We start from the raw sequence: 18,556 nt of genomic DNA, 5'->3' as shown, positions 1-18,556 counted from the left end.
AAATGAATTGAGCCTGCTCGGCAAGGGACTGACCCCCGTTTTTGAGACAGGGATCAAAACACCTTTATACAGCCAATTGCCGATAGTTTATCGGTGATTGGTTGTTTAGTTTCGTTTGAATACGAATGTTGTTATAATAATAAATGTATTCTTTGACAGTGCGTTCTACGATGCTGGTCGTAGTGCGGTCAATCCTGTTAAGATAGAACGTTTCAGACTTTAGTGAGGAATGAAACGATTCGATGGAGGCATTATCAGCGGGCGTCCCTTTACGGGACATGCTCATGGTAATGCCTTTTATATGAACAGCTTTCTGATACTCGTAAGATGTATACACAGAACCTTGATCGCTATGTAACACGCAATTCTCAGGCAGTGCTGGGAGCTGATTAAGTGTGTTTAAGATAAAGTCTGTGTCCTGCTTATCACCAATCGTAAAAGCAATCACTTCTCCATTATATAAATCCAATATACTGGAAAGGTACAATTGTTTCTGTCCATAAGGCAAATACGTGATGTCCGTTACTAGTTTTTCAAGAGGGCGATCAGACTGAAAGTTCCGATCCAGTATATTACTGGCCACGGCATAGGGCTGCCCATTCTTCTTACGCTTTTTCATTTTAACCCGGCATTGCCACTGGTTTTTCTGCATGATACGTTGAACAGTTTTATGGTTAATACGCATTCTCCTTTTTAGTATAGCTGTGATTTTTCGATAACCATATCGATATTTGTGCTTTCGGCACAACGTGCCGACCTGTTTCTCTAGTTGTCTTTTAGAATGATTCTGAGTCAGATCCTTTTTCCATCTATAATACGAAGTACGTAAGATGCCTAAATGGACACAGATGTCCTGTACCGTCATCGTTTTGCACAATTCTTCTACCAGTTTGATTGACGTTTCCTTATCAACTTCCTTTCCAATTCGTTGTACTTTTTTAAAACTTCATTCTGTTGACTCAAAAAGCGATTTTCTGCCTGCAGTCTCTCTAATTCGGAAGAGTACTCGGGACCCTTTCCATAGGTATATTGTTTTCCAACAGGCTGTTCGAACCGGTGTGTATCCCCAGCCTTATGCCACCTCACCCATGTCTGAACCTGCGTCTTATTCTTGATATTCAATTTCTGCATGATCTCTTTCATAGGTACGCCTGCCAATCTCATTTCTACAGCCTTCTGTTTGACTTCAACCGGATAACTCACTCTTGTCCCCATAGAAAAAACACCTCCATGTTTTATTTCGGATCACAACGATCCATTTTCAAACTTGAAGGTGTTTTTTATTTGTCTCATCTTATGGGGTCAGTCCCGGTAGCAGACACTCTTTTATTTACCAAATGGAAATGGCCCCAATGAGTACCGACATGACCGTCATGGCGACAACTGCAAGCACAGCCCATTTCATGCCAAACTTCTGATGCTGATCCAGTGATACCCCAACAAGTCCAACAAGTAAATGAGTGGATGGAACAAGTGGGCTTAACATATGAATCGGCTGGCCAATAATAGAGGCTCTCGCGATTTCAATTTTATCAACACCGTATGCTGCCGCTGTTTCTGATAGGATCGGCAGGACCCCATAAAAGTATGCATCATTCGGCATAAAGAACGTAAATATCCCGCTCGTTAACGCAACAATGACTGGAATAAAGCCGCCAAGCTGCTCTGGAATGGCAGATACAATCGAAATCGCCATTTCATCGACCATTTTTGTGCCTGTTAAGATGCCTGTAAAAACCCCTGCCGCAAATATCATGGAAGCAATCCCTAAAACGTTGGTTGAATGAGCCGCAATCCGCTCACGCTGCTGTTCAAGGTTCGGATAGTTCACGATAATCGCCACACAGAATGCAAGAACAAATAATACCGTTAAGCTGACTTTTCCAGAGACGAGAAGGAGCACCAATAACAACGTAAGCGACAGGTTAAACCACCAAAGTTTCGGTCGCTTGATGTCATCCTGTAGTGCCGCTGCCATTTCATTTGCATGAATCGGCTGTTCGAGCTCAATGACACCAAGACGCTTTCTTTCAGACTTCCCAAGAAAGTATGCCACCACAATCATGCTCAAAACCCCTGCACCAATGACTGGAATCATCGGACCAAATAAAAGTGATGGATCAACACCAAGTGCACTCGCCGCTCTAGGTGTGGCTCCTCCCCATGGAATCGTATTCATAATCCCCATGCCAACTCCGGCAATCCCCGCTAAAATAATCGGCCGGATGCCAAGCAGCGTAAATAATGGAAGCATCGCTGTTGTTGTAATCATGTACGTTGTTGTCCCATCACCATCAAGTGCAACAAGCATGGTCAGGACAGCTGTTCCGACGACAATTTTTAATGGATCGCCTTTGACAATGTTTAAAATTTTCGCCACCATCGGATCAAATAAACCCGCATCAATCATAATGCCAAAGTACAAAATCGCAAACATGATCATGACCGCTGTCGGTGCAACTTGCTGCACACCTTTGACAACCATGTCTGAAATTTCAGTAAAATGAAAACCTGCAATAAGAGCAAAAGCAATTGGTGTTAATACCAATGCCGTTAAAACAGACATACGTTTCGTCATAATCAAAACCATAAATACAACCATCATAAGAAATCCTAAGATTGCTAGCACTTTGTTCACCCCTTATGTTGTATACGCTTTCATTAAATGTTGGTATCCCATTTCCAACCCTTTCTGTCATGATATCTGACGCCTCAATTGAAGTAAATATTATGAATTTTAATTCTTTTTCGGTCGATAAATGCTTTTTGTTCATTTTGTTCAAACCTTGGTTTTGATGAATTCCATGAAAAAAAGCGATCTCATTCGACCGCTTGTTCCCCTTGGATAAACTGCTCATATCGCCTTAATTGCTCTTCCATAAAGATCTTTGCCTCTTTACTGTTCATATAGCGACCTGTCCAGCCCTTTTGCTTTAATTGTTTTTTCCAGGACTTAGTCTGTGTCATTTTTTGAAGAAGCTGATCCCATTCACGAATCTCGTGCTGATTCATTTGTTTGGGTCCCATGACACCACGCCAATGAGAAAAGATGAGCGGGATTCCTTGCTCTTTCCAAGTAGGCACATCTTCAAATCCCTCTAAACGCTGATTGGTTGTGGTCGCTATGAGTTTTAGCCTCTTCTTTTCATAATCATGACGAACCTCTGTAATCGTTGTTGTTGCTGCATCCACCTCATGGTCAATGAGCGCCTGAAATAAATCATCTGCACTGTCAAACTTCAAAAATTGAATGCGGTATGGATCAATTCCTGCCATTTCTGCCGCTCGTGCGAATGAGATTTGATCATCATTTCCAAAGTCTGGGGCAAATCCAATTTTTAAGGAATCCGGTTTCTTCTTTAGTGTGTTTAATAGCTCCTTCCCATTTGAAAAGGGAGAATCCACTGGGACTGCGACGACCTGCCACTCTTCCGCAAGAATCGCAAGTGGCGTGACATCATTCATTGTCATGTTACTGCTGCCAAGCAAATTACGGCTTAACAATAAACTTGAATTCAAACTAATATAGTTGGTATCTCGCTCCAACATATATGTCCATCCTTTATCCACCGTTCCGCCTCTTTGATAAAGGATATTCACCGGCCGCTTCACCAGCTTTTCCTTCTCGAGCACTGATTTCATCACTTGAGCTGTTTGGTCAAATCCGCCGTCAGGGACACCAGACACCACGATAGATAATGGGCTGTGCTGCAGGAAAGAGTCACCTCCCTTTTTTTCATTAAAGGTGAGCGTCATACAAAGACATATTATGATCACGACAAGGCATATTGCTTTTTTCATCTTTTAAGACTCCGCTTGCTTTTTGGCAGGATAATATTTTCGCTCTGGTCTGCCAATGATTCCGTACGCAAGCTCTGCCCGGCATTCTCCTGTTGTCACGAGATACTCAACATACCGTCTCGCTGTTGTACGTGATGCCCCCATCTTTTCTCCTAGTTCTTCTGCTGTAATTCCATTATTCTCTGATGCCATCAATGTTTTCACCTTGTCCAAAGTCAGCGAATTGATGCCTGTAGGCAGGTCTCTGTCATCCTTTTCCTTCGGCTCTTCTTGCATCTGTCCAAAAAACAAATCAATCATCGTTTGATTGACTTCATCCTTGGAATTGATGATGTCTTTCTTCTCTTTATATTCGGTTAAAACTTGCGCAAACTTTTGTGCGGTCACTGGTTTGATTAAATAATGAACCACTCCGTATTGAAGGGCATCTCTTAAAAGTGTCGTTTCCGTAGCCGCAGTGATAATAATCACATCTATTTCTGGATAGCGTTCTCTTAAAAGCGGCAACAGGTTTGTGCCGAGCTCATCGGGCATATACACATCAAGCAAGATGAGGTCGACTTGTTCCTTTTGAAGCGCATCCCACATATCCTTTGCACTCTTTGCCTTTCCGGCGACTTGAAATCCTTCTATTTGTTGTATATAAGATGCATGAATGGCTGCGATTCGAAAATCATCCTCCGCAATGAGTACCTTCATCACAATCTATTCCCCCTTTGTGCCTTTCGGTATGTATGCAGTGAAGATGGCACCGCCTTCTTTTTGGTTCGTCACTTCAATCCAGCCCCCAAGTTCGTCCAATACTTCTTTCACATTCGCTAGTCCATAGCCTCGCCCTTCTCCCTTTGACGAATGACCCCTTGTAAAAATGTGTGACAATTCCTTATCATTGATGCCATCACCTGAATCAGAAACTTCTATAATAATATCAAATCCAATATCTGTGATAAACAGACCTACTTCTCGCTTCTCTTTGTTTAATACGGCCTCAAAGGCATTGTCTACAAGATTGCCAATGATGGTGATAAAGTGAGATAAACTTAAATGAGCGGGAAGCGGCTCCAATGAACTATTTTCATCAATCTGGAAATGAACCTTTTTCTCAGATGCCTTTCCTAATTTCCCTAGTAAAATAGCTTGAATTTTAGGAGAACGAATTTGCTTCATGAGTAAATCATGCTGACGATTTTGCAGCGTATATTCTTCCTTAATTAAGTCGATCGCTTCATCCACTTGTTTCAGCTCAAGCAAGCCTAAAATGGCGTACAGCTTATTTGAAAACTCATGTGTTTGCGCTCTAAGGTCTTCTGAATATTGGCTTACCTCTGTTAATGTATCCAGCAGCTTCGTCAGCTCTGTTTTCTCCCTGAAGCTCACAATTCCTCCGAACACTCTATTGTCCTGCTTAACTTTTTTCACGTTTAACACAAAGGTTTTATTATTGACGACTATTTCTATGTTAGGCTCAATCGTCTCTACCGTTAAATAGGATAGAAGATTAGCATTTGGCAAGACTTGGTCAATATGAAGGGGTCGCTTTGAAGAAACGCGCAGCATGTGTTCAGCTGACGTATTCATCATCGTCATCGCACCTTTGCGGTCAAACGCAATAATCCCCTCTTTAATAGCGAGCAGCATCGCTTCTCTTTCTCGGTATAATGATGCAATCTCATGTGGTTCAAGCCCCAATGTATCTTTTCGAATACTCCTTGTTAAAAAAATCGCTCCGAATAGGCCAGGCAAGAGCACAAGAAGGGCAGTATAACTCAACTTGAATAGTTGATGAGCTGTCGCTTGGTCGATTTCTCTTTTTAAAAATTCGACAGTAACTGTCCCAATAATTTCTTCATGCTGTCCTGTTTCTTTCATAATTGGCGCACTGCCTCTGACAACGGTTTCACCGTCAGAATCACCAGTCGATATGGAGGTTCCTCCAAACAGCAAAGTACTCCTTCCTTCCGATACACTGATGGTTTTACCTACATCCTCATGATTCGTATGAAAAAGGACCTTTCCTTTTTGATTGGTGATGAAGATAGCATGTCCTCTTACTTGCTCCTTCATTTGCTCAAGCACTGCCTGTTCTTCATTTTTCGATGCAGATGTGGCCACCGATGTTTTAATGGGCGGCATATATGAGATTGTTCTAGCGGTTTGCACCGCCAGCTGTTCTGCTTGCCGCTGCCTTTCTGAGGTCTGCAAAAAACCAAAACAAATGGTCAATAACGCAATGACAACAAGCAAAAGCCCGATAATTAATCCCAAAATTTTCGTTTGTAAAGTGACTTTCCTTTTGCCCATCCTCACCGCCACAACCCCTAATTCAATTAAATTCATCGAATAAACTCTAAGAAAATCATATCATTTTTTCTTGCGAAGTTAAGAGAAAATTCATGCAAACAAAAAAGGACGACTCAAATCGAGTCATCCCTGTTTCAATTACGTGATGGATAAGCCTGCACTCGCATAACCTGCCACGGTGTTAATTAAAGATAAGCCTGTTGCAGTCGCAGAGAATACAACCAGTAATCTTGTTTCTGCTGTAACTGGCACATTCAGACCAGTAGCAATGCCGTTTGAAATGGCACCAAGAGTTAAAATCCCCGTTAATGGTGGTGCCAACGTGACACTCGCTACTTGAGTGAAGCTGTTATTTGGTGTCGGCGAAGCAAATAATCTAGCTGTCACTGTAATACTCGTGCCGACTAAAGTCAATGCTGCCGTAGTACTAAAGTATCCGGCAAATGAAGTAATAGTACCATCTCTTGGTACAGAGATTGCCATATTTAAAAGCGTACCTGCTGCACCTGTTAAGTCGATGATACCACCAAGTATGCTAACGCCTGTTGCAGAGCTACCAAATCCGACCAAGCTAGATGTTCCAACAAGACCGCCTGCAATTGTAGTCAAGACAGCAGGGGTACCTGATGCAACTGGAATAATCGCACTCGCTCCGGTTACACCTGTGGCTCCGGTTGGGCCGGTGTCTCCCGTCGCTCCAGTTACGCCTGTGGCTCCCGTGACTCCGGTTGGACCGGTATCTCCTGTGACTCCTGTCGCTCCGGTTACACCTGTGGCTCCGGTTACGCCTGTGGCTCCCGTGGCTCCGGTTGGACCGGTATCTCCTGTCGCTCCTGTGACTCCTGTCACTCCTGTCACTCCGGTTACACCTGTGGCTCCCGTGACTCCGGTTGGACCGGTATCTCCTGTCGCTCCTGTGACTCCTGCTATTCCTGCGGTTCCCGTGGCTCCGGTTGGACCGGTATCTCCTGTCGCTCCTGTGACTCCTGCTATTCCTGTGGCTCCCGTGGCTCCGGTTGGACCGGTATCTCCTGTCGTTCCTGTGACTCCTGCTATTCCTGTGGCTCCGGTTGGACCGGTATCTCCTGTCGTTCCTGTGACTCCTGTCACTCCGGTTACACCTGTGGCTCCCGTGACTCCGGTTGGACCGGTATCTCCTGTGACTCCTGCTATTCCTGCGGTTCCCGTGGCTCCGGTTACGCCTGTGGCTCCAGTTGCTCCGGTGACTCCTGTTGCACCTGTGGCTCCGGTTGCACCTGGATCTCCTGTGGCTCCCGTGGCTCCTGCTGCTCCCGTGGCTCCGGTTACACCTGGATCTCCTGTGGCTCCCGTGGCTCCCGCTGCTCCTGTGGCTCCCGCTGCTCCTGTGGCTCCTGTGGCTCCTGTGGCTCCTGTGGCTCCGGTTACACCTGGATCTCCTGTGGCTCCCGTGGCTCCTGTGGCTCCCGCTGCTCCTGTGGCTCCTGTGGCTCCTGTGGCTCCGGTTACACCTGGATCTCCTGTGGCTCCCGTGGCTCCGGTTACACCTGGATCTCCTGTGGCTCCCGCTGCTCCTGTGGCTCCTGTGGCTCCCGTGGCTCCTGTCGCTCCTGTGACTCCTGCTATTCCTGCGGTTCCCGTGGCTCCGGTTGGACCGGTATCTCCTGTCGCTCCTGTGACTCCTGCTATTCCTGTGGCTCCCGTGGCTCCGGTTGGACCGGTATCTCCTGTCGTTCCTGTGACTCCTGCTATTCCTGTGGCTCCGGTTGGACCGGTATCTCCTGTCGTTCCTGTGACTCCTGTCACTCCGGTTACACCTGTGGCTCCCGTGACTCCGGTTGGACCGGTATCTCCTGTGACTCCTGCTATTCCTGCGGTTCCCGTGGCTCCGGTTGCACCGGTATCTCCGGTTACGCCTGTGGCTCCAGTTGCTCCGGTGACTCCTGTTGCACCTGTGGCTCCGGTTGCACCTGGATCTCCTGTGGCTCCCGCTGCTCCTGTGGCTCCTGTGGCTCCTGTGGCTCCGGTTACACCTGGATCTCCTGTGGCTCCCGTGGCTCCGGTTGGACCGGTATCTCCTGTCGCTCCTGTGACTCCTGTCACTCCTGTCACTCCGGTTACACCTGTGGCTCCCGTGACTCCGGTTGGACCGGTATCTCCTGTCGCTCCTGTGACTCCTGTCACTCCTGTCACTCCGGTTACACCTGTGGCTCCCGTGACTCCGGTTGGACCGGTATCTCCTGTCGCTCCTGTGACTCCTGCTATTCCTGCGGTTCCCGTGGCTCCGGTTGCACCGGTATCTCCTGTCGCTCCTGTGACTCCTGCTATTCCTGTGGCTCCCGTGGCTCCGGTTGGACCGGTATCTCCTGTCGTTCCTGTGACTCCTGCTATTCCTGCGGTTCCCGTGGCTCCGGTTGCACCGGTATCTCCTGTCGCTCCTGTGACTCCTGCTATTCCTGCGGTTCCCGTGGCTCCGGTTGGACCGGTATCTCCTGTCGTTCCTGTGACTCCTGTCACTCCAGTTACACCTGTGGCTCCCGTGACTCCGGTTGGACCGGTATCTCCTGTCGCTCCTGTGACTCCTGCTATTCCTGCGGTTCCCGTGGCTCCGGTTGCACCGGTATCTCCGGTTACGCCTGTGGCTCCAGTTGCTCCGGTGACTCCTGTTGCACCTGTGGCTCCGGTTGCACCTGGATCTCCTGTGGCTCCCGTGGCTCCTGCTGCTCCCGTGGCTCCGGTTGCACCTGTGGCTCCGGTTACACCTGGATCTCCTGTGGCTCCCGTGGCTCCGGTTGCACCTGTGGCTCCTGTGGCTCCTGTGGCTCCGGTTGCTCCTGTGGCTCCAGTTGCTCCGGTGACTCCTGTTGCACCTGTGGCTCCGGTTGCACCTGGATCTCCTGTGGCTCCCGTGGCTCCTGCTGCTCCCGTGGCTCCGGTTGCACCTGTGGCTCCGGTTACACCTGGATCTCCTGTGGCTCCCGTGGCTCCGGTTGCACCTGTGGCTCCTGTGGCTCCTGTGGCTCCGGTTGCTCCTGTGGCTCCCGTGGCTCCCGCTGCTCCTGTGGCTCCTGTGGCTCCGGTTGCTCCTGTGGCTCCGGTTACACCTGGATCTCCTGTGGCTCCGGTTGCACCTGGATCTCCTGTGGCTCCGGTTGCTCCTGTGGCTCCCGTGGCTCCGGGTGCACCTGTGGCTCCTGTGGCTCCTGTGGCTCCGGTTGCTCCTGTGGCTCCCGTGGCTCCCGCTGCTCCTGTGGCTCCTGTGGCTCCGGTTGCTCCTGTGGCTCCGGTTACACCTGGATCTCCTGTGGCTCCGGTTGCACCTGGATCTCCTGTGGCTCCCGTGGCTCCTGTGGCTCCCGCTGCTCCCGTGGCTCCGGTTGCACCTGTGGCTCCCGTGGCTCCTACTCCTGGTCCCGTTGGACCTGTTGGACCCGTTGGACCTGCTGGGCCTCTCCTTCCTCTCCCGCCTGGCGGACCTTGAATGACACAAACACAAGGGTCTTTTCCGCAGCAAGAATTTTTCACTGGTTTTCTTGTTTTTTCTTTCTTACAACTATCACATTCCCATCCATCATCCTTATACGCATCATACCAGCTTCCTTTTTGGTAATGGCCTTTAGAATGAAAGGGATAGGTTTTTCCACATTGTCTACACCTTTTCATAGAATCACCCCCATCCATTGTATTCATCCCCATGGTGAAAGGTGTATGTACATTTTTATTTTTATTTGGAAAAATTGAAAAGACCTTGCGCTCCATGCACAAGGTTTTCTCTTCATTGAAATCTCATCGTCATTTTTAAATCTTTTCCTACCATACTATATTCAATATCCGCTGGACGGATCGCCTCTTTTAGTTTTTTCACACCTTCTCCTTCGAAGAAAGTAGGCGCATGTTTTCCACCTATCAATAAAGGTGCCATATAAATAACAACTTCATTTACAAGTGACGCTTCTAAAAATGATGCACTCACGCTTCCTCCTGCCTCTACAAGTACCGACATCACAGAACGCTTCTTTAACATGTTTAACACTTCATGAATATCTGTCCGTTGTTCCCCGTTTGTGACAAATACTTCATACCCTTTTTGCACAAGCTGATCATACTTTTTTTGATCGTATATTCGTGAGGTACAAATTATGGTTTCTGCCATATGATCTGTTAAGCATTTGGAATGAAGCGGAATCCTTAATGTTGAATCTAAAATGACACGAATGGGCTGAGTGATGAATGAATCCTTCACAATTAAACCTGCATCATCTTGAATAATCGTTTCCACTCCTGTAAGTACCGCATCTGCTTCTTGACGTAAACGCTGCACTTCTGTTCTCGCTTCTGTTCCAGTGATCCATTTGCTTTCTTGATCAGCCGTTGCAATTTTCCCATCTATTGAAATAGCTGATTTTAATATGACGTAAGGAAGGTCTGATTGAATGAAATGAAAAAAAGGCACATTTAAGCGGTCCGCCTCCTGTTTACATATTCCTTCATCTACTTCGATCCCTGCTTGTTTCAACACGGTAATCCCTTTCCCTGCTACAAGCGGATTCGGATCTTGCGTCGCAATGACTACTCGTTTCACACCACTTTTGATAATCGCTTCTGTGCAAGGACCCGTTTTCCCATGATGCGAACAAGGTTCGAGCGTTACATACAGATGAGCTCCTTCTGCCTTTTCTCCTGCCATGTGCAGTGCATGAATTTCAGCATGAGGTTCGCCCGCCTTCATATGAGCACCCATTCCAACAATTTCACCTTGCTGTACAATGACTGCACCGACAAGCGGGTTTGGGGAGGTTTGCCCTTTCATTGCCTTTGCGTTGGCAATCGCCAGTTTCATATAAAACACATCGTCTTTCATGTGAGTCTCCTTTCTTCTCTTTCAAGGGAAAGAACTCCTTCAGGAAATGAAGGAGTTCTATTCTCATATTTTTTCCATCCGTTTCTTTTCAGAACGATCATAGTAAGGCAAGGAATAAAAAAGTTTATATGATGCTCGTTGTTTACAAAAACAGCATTTGCGACATTCATATTTATTAATGAGGAGCACATGCGGACAATTGAGTACAGTCAGGCCTTTTTTCATATGTTCCTTGCAAACACTTATCATGAGAATCCCCCGCTTACATTCTTTTTCTTAATGAGAGATTACTTCTTTTGGAAATTGTTCAAATAAGCGCAGTACTTCGGTATACGTGCCATCTTCTCGAATATGATAAATCCCACCATCATACGAGCTTGCGTATACATCATTGCCTAATTGTCTGATGGCACTAATTCCATTCTTGGCAATTCTAATTGGGCCGGTATTGACCCCAAGCTCTGGATTCCACACAACGATATAGCCCCAATAATCTCCGCTCACAATATAGCCAGAGTCTGTGACAGAGACCGATTTAATCGAATACTGGTGTTCATTATGCTGGTCTAAAATTCTTCCTGTATGCAAATCAAACAATCTCACATTCTTGTCACGGCTGACAATGGCAATACGATCTCTTTTGCTATCAATGAATACGTCATTTAACAGCTCTGTCGCCCCGATATATTTCGCTTTTAAAGACAAGCTCTTCTTATCTAAAAGACAGATGGTTCCTTCTACTGCGGCTGTGATGATATGATCTCCTTCTACTTTTAGTGCTTTCACAGCACAATCGTGTGCTTTGGAACGGCCAACTTCCTTTAAATGCTCCGTCGATATGACATGTACATAGCCGCCGTAAGTTCCAATATAGAATTGCCGGTCCTCCTCGTGGAAATACACACTGTTGACCGGCCCTGTATTGAGATCAAACGAAACCATTTGCTGTAATGATTCATGAACAATATGCACCTGACTTGCATGATCTCCCCACGCATAATAGCTTCCATCTCGTGCGACAGCCACTCCATTTGTTAAAACGCCTGTCGATTTAGCGATTTCAATCCCATTCTTTCTGAATTTTCCGTCATCTGATGCTGTGATGATATCTCCCGCATCAGTCAGTGCAATATCATTAATAGATGGTGTCGCCATTTCGATCTCATCTGATACAACTTTCCCCTTTTCAATAGACCATTCACAATACGTTTTTCCAAAGCTGGCTCCTAGGATGGATTTCTCATCCTCCGTCCAGACAAGCGAGCGCTCCCACTGATATTTATGAGGCAGCAGCGTATCGACTAAATCCCCTGTTTCGTAATTCCACAGCTTAATTAAATGGTCATAGCCTGCTGTCAGCAAGTAATTGCCGCTTGGAGAAAAGTTCACACGCTTGACGCCCTGTAAATGAGCTTTGATGATTTTTTTCTCCTGTAACGTCACCGCATCATAAATAATAACGGTGCCATCGTCTCTGCCAAGTGCGAACACTTCTTTTTGATTGCTGCCGCTGATTGTGTCCAGCTCATAATCAAACGGACCGATTTCCCCTACAATTTCTCCTGTATCATACAGCCATACAAGAACGTAGCCATCATCACCTGTTGTATAAGCTTTATCGCCGTGTATCCATACAGCTAATACATCCTTGCTATGTCCATGAAATTCTCTTAGGATGGCTCCTGTTTCGATATCCCAGACTAAGCATCTTCTATCTCTGGACACCGATACAAGCAACGTATCCTGCTTCGCAAAAGCAACGGCTTCTACATCATCCGCATGACCAAACAAGGTGCGAATTCTAGTATGTGTGCCTGTATCATACAATTGAATGGTGTAGTCTGACGAAGCACTCGCTAAGTACTTTCCGTTTTCAGAAAGAGATAAAGAGTTAATGATATGCTCGTGACTTCCAATAAACGTTCCTTCTCCTGTCGCCCGGTTCCACTGATAAATACAGCGGTCATAGCCGCCAGTGTAAACAATTTGGTCCTGCTGAGTTGATAAAACAGATGTAATTGGTCCTCTATGCATAGTTTTACACTCCCACCTTTATATGTTGTTTTTGACGAGTCATTACACGAAACCCAGTAAATCGAAAAACAGGGTCTGGGTGCTTTCCGTGTCTTCTAGCGACTCTGCATAAATCCCCGCCTCTTGCAAAGGAGCCGCCTTTTAAAATGTAGTAATCACTGCCAAGCGTTTCCGTTAAATCATCTACGACCTCAATGCCGCCTTCGTACACATGATTTTTGGTGTTGACCCATTCCTCGACGTTGCCCCCCATATCATAAAGACCGAATAAGGATCTTCCCTTTTCGTAATGGCGGACAGGCGTCGTTTTTTCGATATTTGATTCGTACGTATTACAGTAAGAAGGGTCAAACTCATCTCCCCATGGGTATTGATTTCTCGTGTTACCCCGGGCAGCATATTCCCATTCTTCTTCAGTAGGAATCGACACGTCTATCCCGAGTTTCCCGCTCAGCCACTGACAGAATGAGAAGGCTTCCTCGATCTCCATGCCCCACGCCGGATGATCTTTCCCGCCGCCTAGTTCTTGATTTGTTAAGCTCTCCGGGTACGACTGGCCTGTTTCATCACAATAGCTTTGATACCATTCATTGGTGACGACCGTATCTGAAATGAAAAATTCATTGATATACGACTGATAGGATGGAAATTCTTTATACAGCCATTTTTGAAATTTTTTCTCACGGCCGTAAGTTGGATTGAGAAGCTTGTCCTTCCAGAATTCTGATGCCTTTTTCATATCTTCTTCATTACTTCCGATTGTTGCATAGCCGCTTGGGATTTGAATCCAATTGATTTCAGGTTTCACGCTTTTCTCCCGCCTTCTTTAAAGTAAACTCATCTACTGATTAATTAATTTTTTCTCATCGACCATATGTCCTGAGGCTGCTTTTGCTTTTAAATAGGCTTCATTATAGAGAGAGGCTTCGACCGTATGATCAAACCGTAAAACAGGAAGACCGTAAGCAGCAATGGAATCGACTTTATCTGGATTGTTCGTTAGGAGATGCATTGGTTTCCCGTTGTTTAAATAGTGCAGAACAGCCGCTGCCTCCTCGTAATGCCGGTCATCATCTCCGCAGCCAATCAGACGGTTGGCTTCAAAAGTATCCAGCTGCATTTCCTGTAATTTATACGTCAATGCTTTCGCCATCAGCCCAATTGACCGCCCTTCTTGATTGGCCATATAGACGAGCATGCCTTTTCCGTAATCAGTGATTTTTTTCAGCGATAACGCAAGCTGTGGACCGCAGTCACATTTCAGTGACCCAAACACATCCCCTGTTTGGCAGACACTATGAATTCGCACAAGCGGCGGCATTTCATTTTCAAAGTCGCCAAATAAGAGACAAGAGGAAAAGGTTTGCTGCGCGGTACTCATTTTGACAATAGATTCGATCGTTGGTTTTGTCTCTCCTTCAGCAGGTGCGAAGGCATACCATTTAAATGGCACTTCTTCATGTTGAATGGAAATCGGAAGGTTCACTGGCCCCACGAGCAAATAGTTTTTTTCTTGAAAGGTAAAATGATGAATCATTGATTGTAATTCATCTACAAACTTGTTCATTTGTCTCCCCCCTATTCATCGCTGCACCCAAATCGACTCAGGTAGCGCAGTGATGGTGATGAATATGTGTCTGCACTCATGGCTTAAAAGAACATAGATGTGCGTTTCCTCTCATCGTTCAGACCTTAATTCCACCTATTCTAGCGATATGTCAATCTAGGTCTTTTCCAGTACAAAGGAGCAGAATTCTTGGTTCATAACGCCTTTCCCTTACATGATGCGCACATACTGTTTCTTAGAATGAACACCTCTGCTACGTTTGAGTGTTCACCTTTGTACTAGATTTTGACGGCAATGACATGATGCTGGCTAATGCCGGCTTTTGCTTTTAATGGTGTAATCGATACAAGCTCCAGACCTGATGAACAAATTCTTTCTCCAAGGTGAGAGTCTGAAAACGAAAAGTGGAAACGGCCATCCTCTCCGATTAATCCTGTTCTCCACTCTTCTCCCCATACAACAAGTGAGAAGACGCCGCCTTCATGAAGCAAAGAGGAAACCTGTTTTAAATAACGCTCATGATCATCAGGGTGCTGGTGATGAAAGCAGCCATGATCTAAAATTAAATCAAACTGCATCCCTCGACCCTGGCCCATCGACCAGGACATAAAATCTTGATGAACAAAATGGACAGGAACCGTTTCTCTTTTCTGTAATCCTTCCCACTCCTCATGCTCATACAGGTCGATGCCGACATATGCGGAAAGTCCGCTTAAATGTTCCAGCGCCCGGCCGTTCCCGCATCCGATATCGAGCACAGCAGCAAGTGCATTCTTTTCCCTTGAACGCCATGCCTTTAATGACATCACAGCTGCATCTGTTAAGGATGGATCAGTAGACCACATATCTGTTCTTTTCTCATAATGTTCTTGAAATGCCATACGCATTTTTTCTAGATACAATCCACTGTCTTCATGGTACAAAGCTTTTTTCATCACAGGACCTCCTTCTATTAAAATCGATTTTTCGGGCAAAGGTCATTTTCAAGCAAAACACCTTATGTTAAAATGAAAGATGGATTTTTTAGGAAATCTGTTTTCTGAAAAAGGAGAGAAGCATCCCACATGTTCACTCTTCTTTTTCAGCATGCATCCTCATATGCAGCCATTTGACAGCTACACCGCATCAGCTTGTTATCTCTTTTTTTCATATGAGTTCACCTCCTTCACCGTTCGATCAACTCACTGCCTTTATTGAAAACGCTTTCTCTTCTGTACAGGAATACGACGTCTTTTGAATATCTTTTGCAAAGTGATCATAGTAGAAAGATCATCTACTGTTTAAATCGACTATCATTTCTTCTTCATGTAAAAACCATTTTCTTATGTTTTAGTAGAAATTTCACGAGTGCTTTTACCTTGGTTTTATGCCACCACCTATCACTAGAGTGTGCCTAGAATAAACCCATCAGAAATTTAACAACTACTTCCATAACAACTGGAATAAGCCAAATATATTGTTTTTAGATTATTTTGTCAACAAATTATTTCCTAAATATTAAAATGAATTTTCTAATTGAAAATACAGGTATTTTTCGTGGTTTTTTGACCTCAAAACACATATTTCTACATAAAAACACAACATAAACCAATAGAACTAAGAAATTTATCTACTAAATTACACAAGATTCCCATTACATTTTGAAAAAAATTGAAAGATACAATAATTATTTCCCGAATAGATTTTTGTGATATTTCGACTATTCTTTTCTCATTTCCTATCATTTTCTTTGGTATATCTGCATTTTCAATTAGATGATTTACTGTTTATTCCAATCTGCTATTTTTTCTTAATATAGTAAAAAAGATGCATCCTCTCCTTCAGAGATGAAGGCATGAAAAAAAGCCCCTTACGAAAGTAAGAGACTTTTTTCAGTTGGCGTTTATGCCCAAGTTTTCACTTTTTCATGGTCTGTCACAAAGAGAAGGACTTTCCCTTCGTCTAAATGTTCTTCAAATGTTTCAGCTTCTTCTTTAGAGAAACCAATTTCATGGATTTTATTTCGGAGCTCATCGCCCTTTTTACTAAAGATGTTTCCAACAGCATGTTTCAGTCCAACTTCTCTTGGACCTATCGTATTGGCATCTGCATTTTCAGCAATACGCTCTGTACGATCATCGTCATGGGACAGAACATAAATGTCCTCTCTTGCAACACCGAGTGATTTTAATTGCTCTACATCTCTTTGAAGTGTTTCATCATTTGAATACTCTCTTACAACAGGTTTCATTTTATATTCCTCCTTTAGCGTCTTACGAATCTTTTACCCGTCACTTTTATCATTAAACCTTCCTTGAGCACATCCATTTTACATTGTGTACTAGCCATGCCTATTGACTTATTTTTGACAAAAATCCTGTAAAAATGACTAAATTTTCTGAAATATTGTGTTCATCCCTGCTGTTTTATTGTACAATTCTTGTACTGGAGGCTAGAAATGAGGTAGAGCTGATGTATTACTTTTCAGCGGAACAGCAGTTTAATGCTTGGGTTGTCAGTGATTTGGTGAAACAGCTTTTTCAAAAGTGGAATCCTGAAGAAGCAAAAGCAAAGCCGCTTACATTGTTTGCTGAACAGCACTTTCGCATCTCCATTGATTATCTCTTTTCCATCATTATCAATATTGGAGATATCGAGTCGATTGAACAAGATCCACAAGACCTGTTGTCCTCATACTTGAATATCCTTTTTCCTTTTGTGACGCGCGATATGATGAAAGCCTCTATGCAAAATGCGAACGAATATTTGTTAAAAGAACGTGATGCGGACGTGTATCAGCTGTTTGGCTGTCTGCCGCCGCTCCTCTCTGTTGACTTCCAAAAAAGTAGTCCTCATCTCTGAGATGGCGGCTGCTTTTTTGTATGTGTTTGAAATAGACCGTATGTTTTGAATGAAAAGAAGCAACATGTTAATGTAAATCTAGGTTGCAAGTGAAAGGGAGGATTTGACATGAGTCAACAAAAGCAAATTCAATTAGCCAAACGTCCACAAGGATTACCTACAAAAGATGTTTTTCATTTTGAAACAGTCGATATACCTGTGCCGCAAGATGGTGAAGTCTTGATTCAAACGAAATATGTTTCTGTAGATCCTTATATGAGAGGACGAATGCAGGATACAAAATCCTATACACCTCCATTCAAGCTAAATGAAGTGATTCAGGGCGGTGTTGTTGGAGAAGTTGTCGAGTCTAAATCGCCTCAATTTGAAAAAGGTGATTTTGTTCTTGGATTCCTTGGCTGGCAAGAATATTCCACGGCCAAAGCTGAATCTCTCACTAAAATTGATCCATCTATTGCGCCATTGTCCTATTATTTAGGCATTTTGGGCATGCCGGGACAAACCGCTTATTTCGGACTTCTTGCGATTGGTCAGCCAAAAGAAGGCGAGACCGTTGTCATTTCTGGGGCCGCAGGTGCTGTTGGTTCCGTTGTTGGGCAAATTGCTAAGATCAAAGGCGCTCACGTCGTTGGGATTGCGGGATCTGATGATAAGCTGGCTTATTTAAAAGAACTGGGCTTTGATGAAACGATTAATTATAAAACAACAAATGACTTAGATGATGCTATTGCAAAGGCATGCCCTAACGGCGTCGATGTGTATTTTGACAATGTAGGCGGCGAAATTTCTGATGCTGTGATGAATCATTTAAACCGCTTTGCACGTATTCCAGTGTGCGGCGCGATTTCGTCTTATAACATTAGCGCAAGCGAGGACATCGGACCGCGTGTGCAAACAAAACTCATTAAAACAAGCGCATTGATGCAAGGCTTCATTGTTGCCAACTATTCAGATCGTTTTGAAGAAGCAGCAAGAGATCTCGCACAATGGGTAAAAGAAGACAAACTGACGTATAAAGAAACAATCGTTGAAGGCTTTGACAACATTCCTGATGCATTCCTCGGATTATTCAAAGGTGAAAATGTCGGAAAACAGCTAGTCAAAATTTCATAAAAAGAAAGGACCCTGCCATTTGGAACTGACCCCATAAGATGAGACAAATAAAAAACACC

Annotated in this window: 14 protein-coding genes; 2 read left to right on the top strand and 12 right to left on the bottom strand. The window is 44.8% G+C overall.

Annotated features, from left to right (window positions below):
• Positions 1-64 precede the first annotated feature (64 nt).
• From MKY83_RS03725 to MKY83_RS03670, 12 genes are all read right to left on the bottom strand, one after another.
• Positions 65-1,215 (bottom strand): IS3 family transposase gene (locus MKY83_RS03725; RefSeq protein ID WP_342488170.1). Its coding sequence is split into 2 segments (ribosomal slippage): positions 65-942 and positions 942-1,215, totalling 1,152 coding nucleotides; the frame shifts between segments, so codons are not numbered across the junction.
• A gap of 115 nt (positions 1,216-1,330) precedes the next feature.
• Entirely contained in the window at positions 1,331-2,629 is a 1,299-nt protein-coding gene (locus tag MKY83_RS03720; protein WP_342488169.1) for a citrate:proton symporter, read from the bottom strand.
• Between the two features lie 191 nt (positions 2,630-2,820).
• Positions 2,821-3,801 carry a tripartite tricarboxylate transporter substrate-binding protein gene (locus MKY83_RS03715; protein WP_044142228.1) on the bottom strand — a complete coding sequence of 327 codons (981 nt, stop codon included), beginning with the start codon at positions 3,799-3,801 and terminating at the stop codon, positions 2,821-2,823.
• A gap of 3 nt (positions 3,802-3,804) precedes the next feature.
• Positions 3,805-4,503 carry a response regulator gene (locus MKY83_RS03710; RefSeq protein WP_126741147.1) on the bottom strand — a complete coding sequence of 233 codons (699 nt, stop codon included), beginning with the start codon at positions 4,501-4,503 and terminating at the stop codon, positions 3,805-3,807.
• A 3-nt stretch (positions 4,504-4,506) separates the two neighbouring features.
• Positions 4,507-6,102: a sensor histidine kinase gene (locus MKY83_RS03705; RefSeq protein WP_265208858.1), complete on the bottom strand. Its 1,596-nt coding sequence runs from the start codon at positions 6,100-6,102 to the stop codon at positions 4,507-4,509.
• Positions 6,103-6,240: 138 nt separating this feature from the next.
• Positions 6,241-9,744, bottom strand: a complete 3,504-nt coding sequence (locus tag MKY83_RS03700; protein ID WP_342490543.1) for a collagen-like repeat preface domain-containing protein — start codon at positions 9,742-9,744, stop codon at positions 6,241-6,243.
• A 112-nt stretch (positions 9,745-9,856) separates the two neighbouring features.
• Entirely contained in the window at positions 9,857-10,942 is a 1,086-nt protein-coding gene (gene ribD / locus MKY83_RS03695) for a bifunctional diaminohydroxyphosphoribosylaminopyrimidine deaminase/5-amino-6-(5-phosphoribosylamino)uracil reductase RibD (protein ID WP_185108705.1), read from the bottom strand.
• A gap of 276 nt (positions 10,943-11,218) precedes the next feature.
• A complete protein-coding gene (locus tag MKY83_RS03690) occupies positions 11,219-12,976 on the bottom strand; it encodes a WD40 repeat domain-containing protein (protein WP_106067759.1) in 1,758 nt (585 codons plus the stop codon).
• 4 nt (positions 12,977-12,980) lie between these two features.
• Positions 12,981-13,784 (bottom strand): SUMF1/EgtB/PvdO family nonheme iron enzyme, encoded by an 804-nt coding sequence (locus MKY83_RS03685; RefSeq protein ID WP_044141256.1) that lies wholly within the window; start codon positions 13,782-13,784, stop codon positions 12,981-12,983.
• Between the two features lie 33 nt (positions 13,785-13,817).
• A complete protein-coding gene (locus MKY83_RS03680; protein WP_342488168.1) occupies positions 13,818-14,543 on the bottom strand; it encodes a GTP cyclohydrolase II in 726 nt (241 codons plus the stop codon).
• Positions 14,544-14,821: 278 nt separating this feature from the next.
• On the bottom strand, positions 14,822-15,478 hold the full coding sequence (locus MKY83_RS03675) for a methyltransferase domain-containing protein (RefSeq protein WP_342488167.1): 657 nt from the start codon (positions 15,476-15,478) through the stop codon (positions 14,822-14,824).
• Positions 15,479-16,425: 947 nt separating this feature from the next.
• Positions 16,426-16,773, bottom strand: a complete 348-nt coding sequence (locus tag MKY83_RS03670) for a general stress protein (RefSeq protein ID WP_044141254.1) — start codon at positions 16,771-16,773, stop codon at positions 16,426-16,428.
• A 221-nt stretch (positions 16,774-16,994) separates the two neighbouring features.
• On the opposite strand from MKY83_RS03670, the gene MKY83_RS03665 reads away from it, so the two are divergent.
• Positions 16,995-17,384 carry a YfmB family protein gene (locus MKY83_RS03665; protein ID WP_003214189.1) on the top strand — a complete coding sequence of 130 codons (390 nt, stop codon included), beginning with the start codon at positions 16,995-16,997 and terminating at the stop codon, positions 17,382-17,384.
• A 108-nt stretch (positions 17,385-17,492) separates the two neighbouring features.
• On the top strand, positions 17,493-18,497 hold the full coding sequence (locus MKY83_RS03660) for an NADP-dependent oxidoreductase (RefSeq protein ID WP_185108703.1): 1,005 nt from the start codon (positions 17,493-17,495) through the stop codon (positions 18,495-18,497).
• Positions 18,498-18,556: the final 59 nt, after the last annotated feature.

The organism is Bacillus sp. FSL M8-0266, assembly GCF_038613425.1.
Lineage (GTDB): Bacteria > Bacillota > Bacilli > Bacillales > Bacillaceae > Bacillus > Bacillus pumilus.
Note: the sequence above shows the minus strand (reverse complement) of the source record. Positions and strands in the feature narration are given on the sequence as shown.

Bases quoted from the DNA above. Each gene is read 5' to 3' on its own strand.
- MKY83_RS03715 (WP_044142228.1), bottom strand. From the start codon at position 3,801: ATGAAAAAAGCAATATGCCTTGTCGTGATCATAATATGTCTTTGTATG.
- MKY83_RS03705 (WP_265208858.1), bottom strand. From the start codon at position 6,102: ATGGGCAAAAGGAAAGTCACTTTACAAACGAAAATTTTGGGATTAATT.
- MKY83_RS03700 (WP_342490543.1), bottom strand. From the start codon at position 9,744: ATGAAAAGGTGTAGACAATGTGGAAAAACCTATCCCTTTCATTCTAAA.
- ribD (WP_185108705.1), bottom strand. From the start codon at position 10,942: ATGAAAGACGATGTGTTTTATATGAAACTGGCGATTGCCAACGCAAAG.
- MKY83_RS03690 (WP_106067759.1), bottom strand. From the start codon at position 12,976: ATGCATAGAGGACCAATTACATCTGTTTTATCAACTCAGCAGGACCAA.
- MKY83_RS03680 (WP_342488168.1), bottom strand. From the start codon at position 14,543: ATGAACAAGTTTGTAGATGAATTACAATCAATGATTCATCATTTTACC.
- MKY83_RS03675 (WP_342488167.1), bottom strand. From the start codon at position 15,478: ATGAAAAAAGCTTTGTACCATGAAGACAGTGGATTGTATCTAGAAAAA.
- MKY83_RS03670 (WP_044141254.1), bottom strand. From the start codon at position 16,773: ATGAAACCTGTTGTAAGAGAGTATTCAAATGATGAAACACTTCAAAGA.
- MKY83_RS03665 (WP_003214189.1), top strand. From the start codon at position 16,995: ATGTATTACTTTTCAGCGGAACAGCAGTTTAATGCTTGGGTTGTCAGT.
- MKY83_RS03660 (WP_185108703.1), top strand. From the start codon at position 17,493: ATGAGTCAACAAAAGCAAATTCAATTAGCCAAACGTCCACAAGGATTA.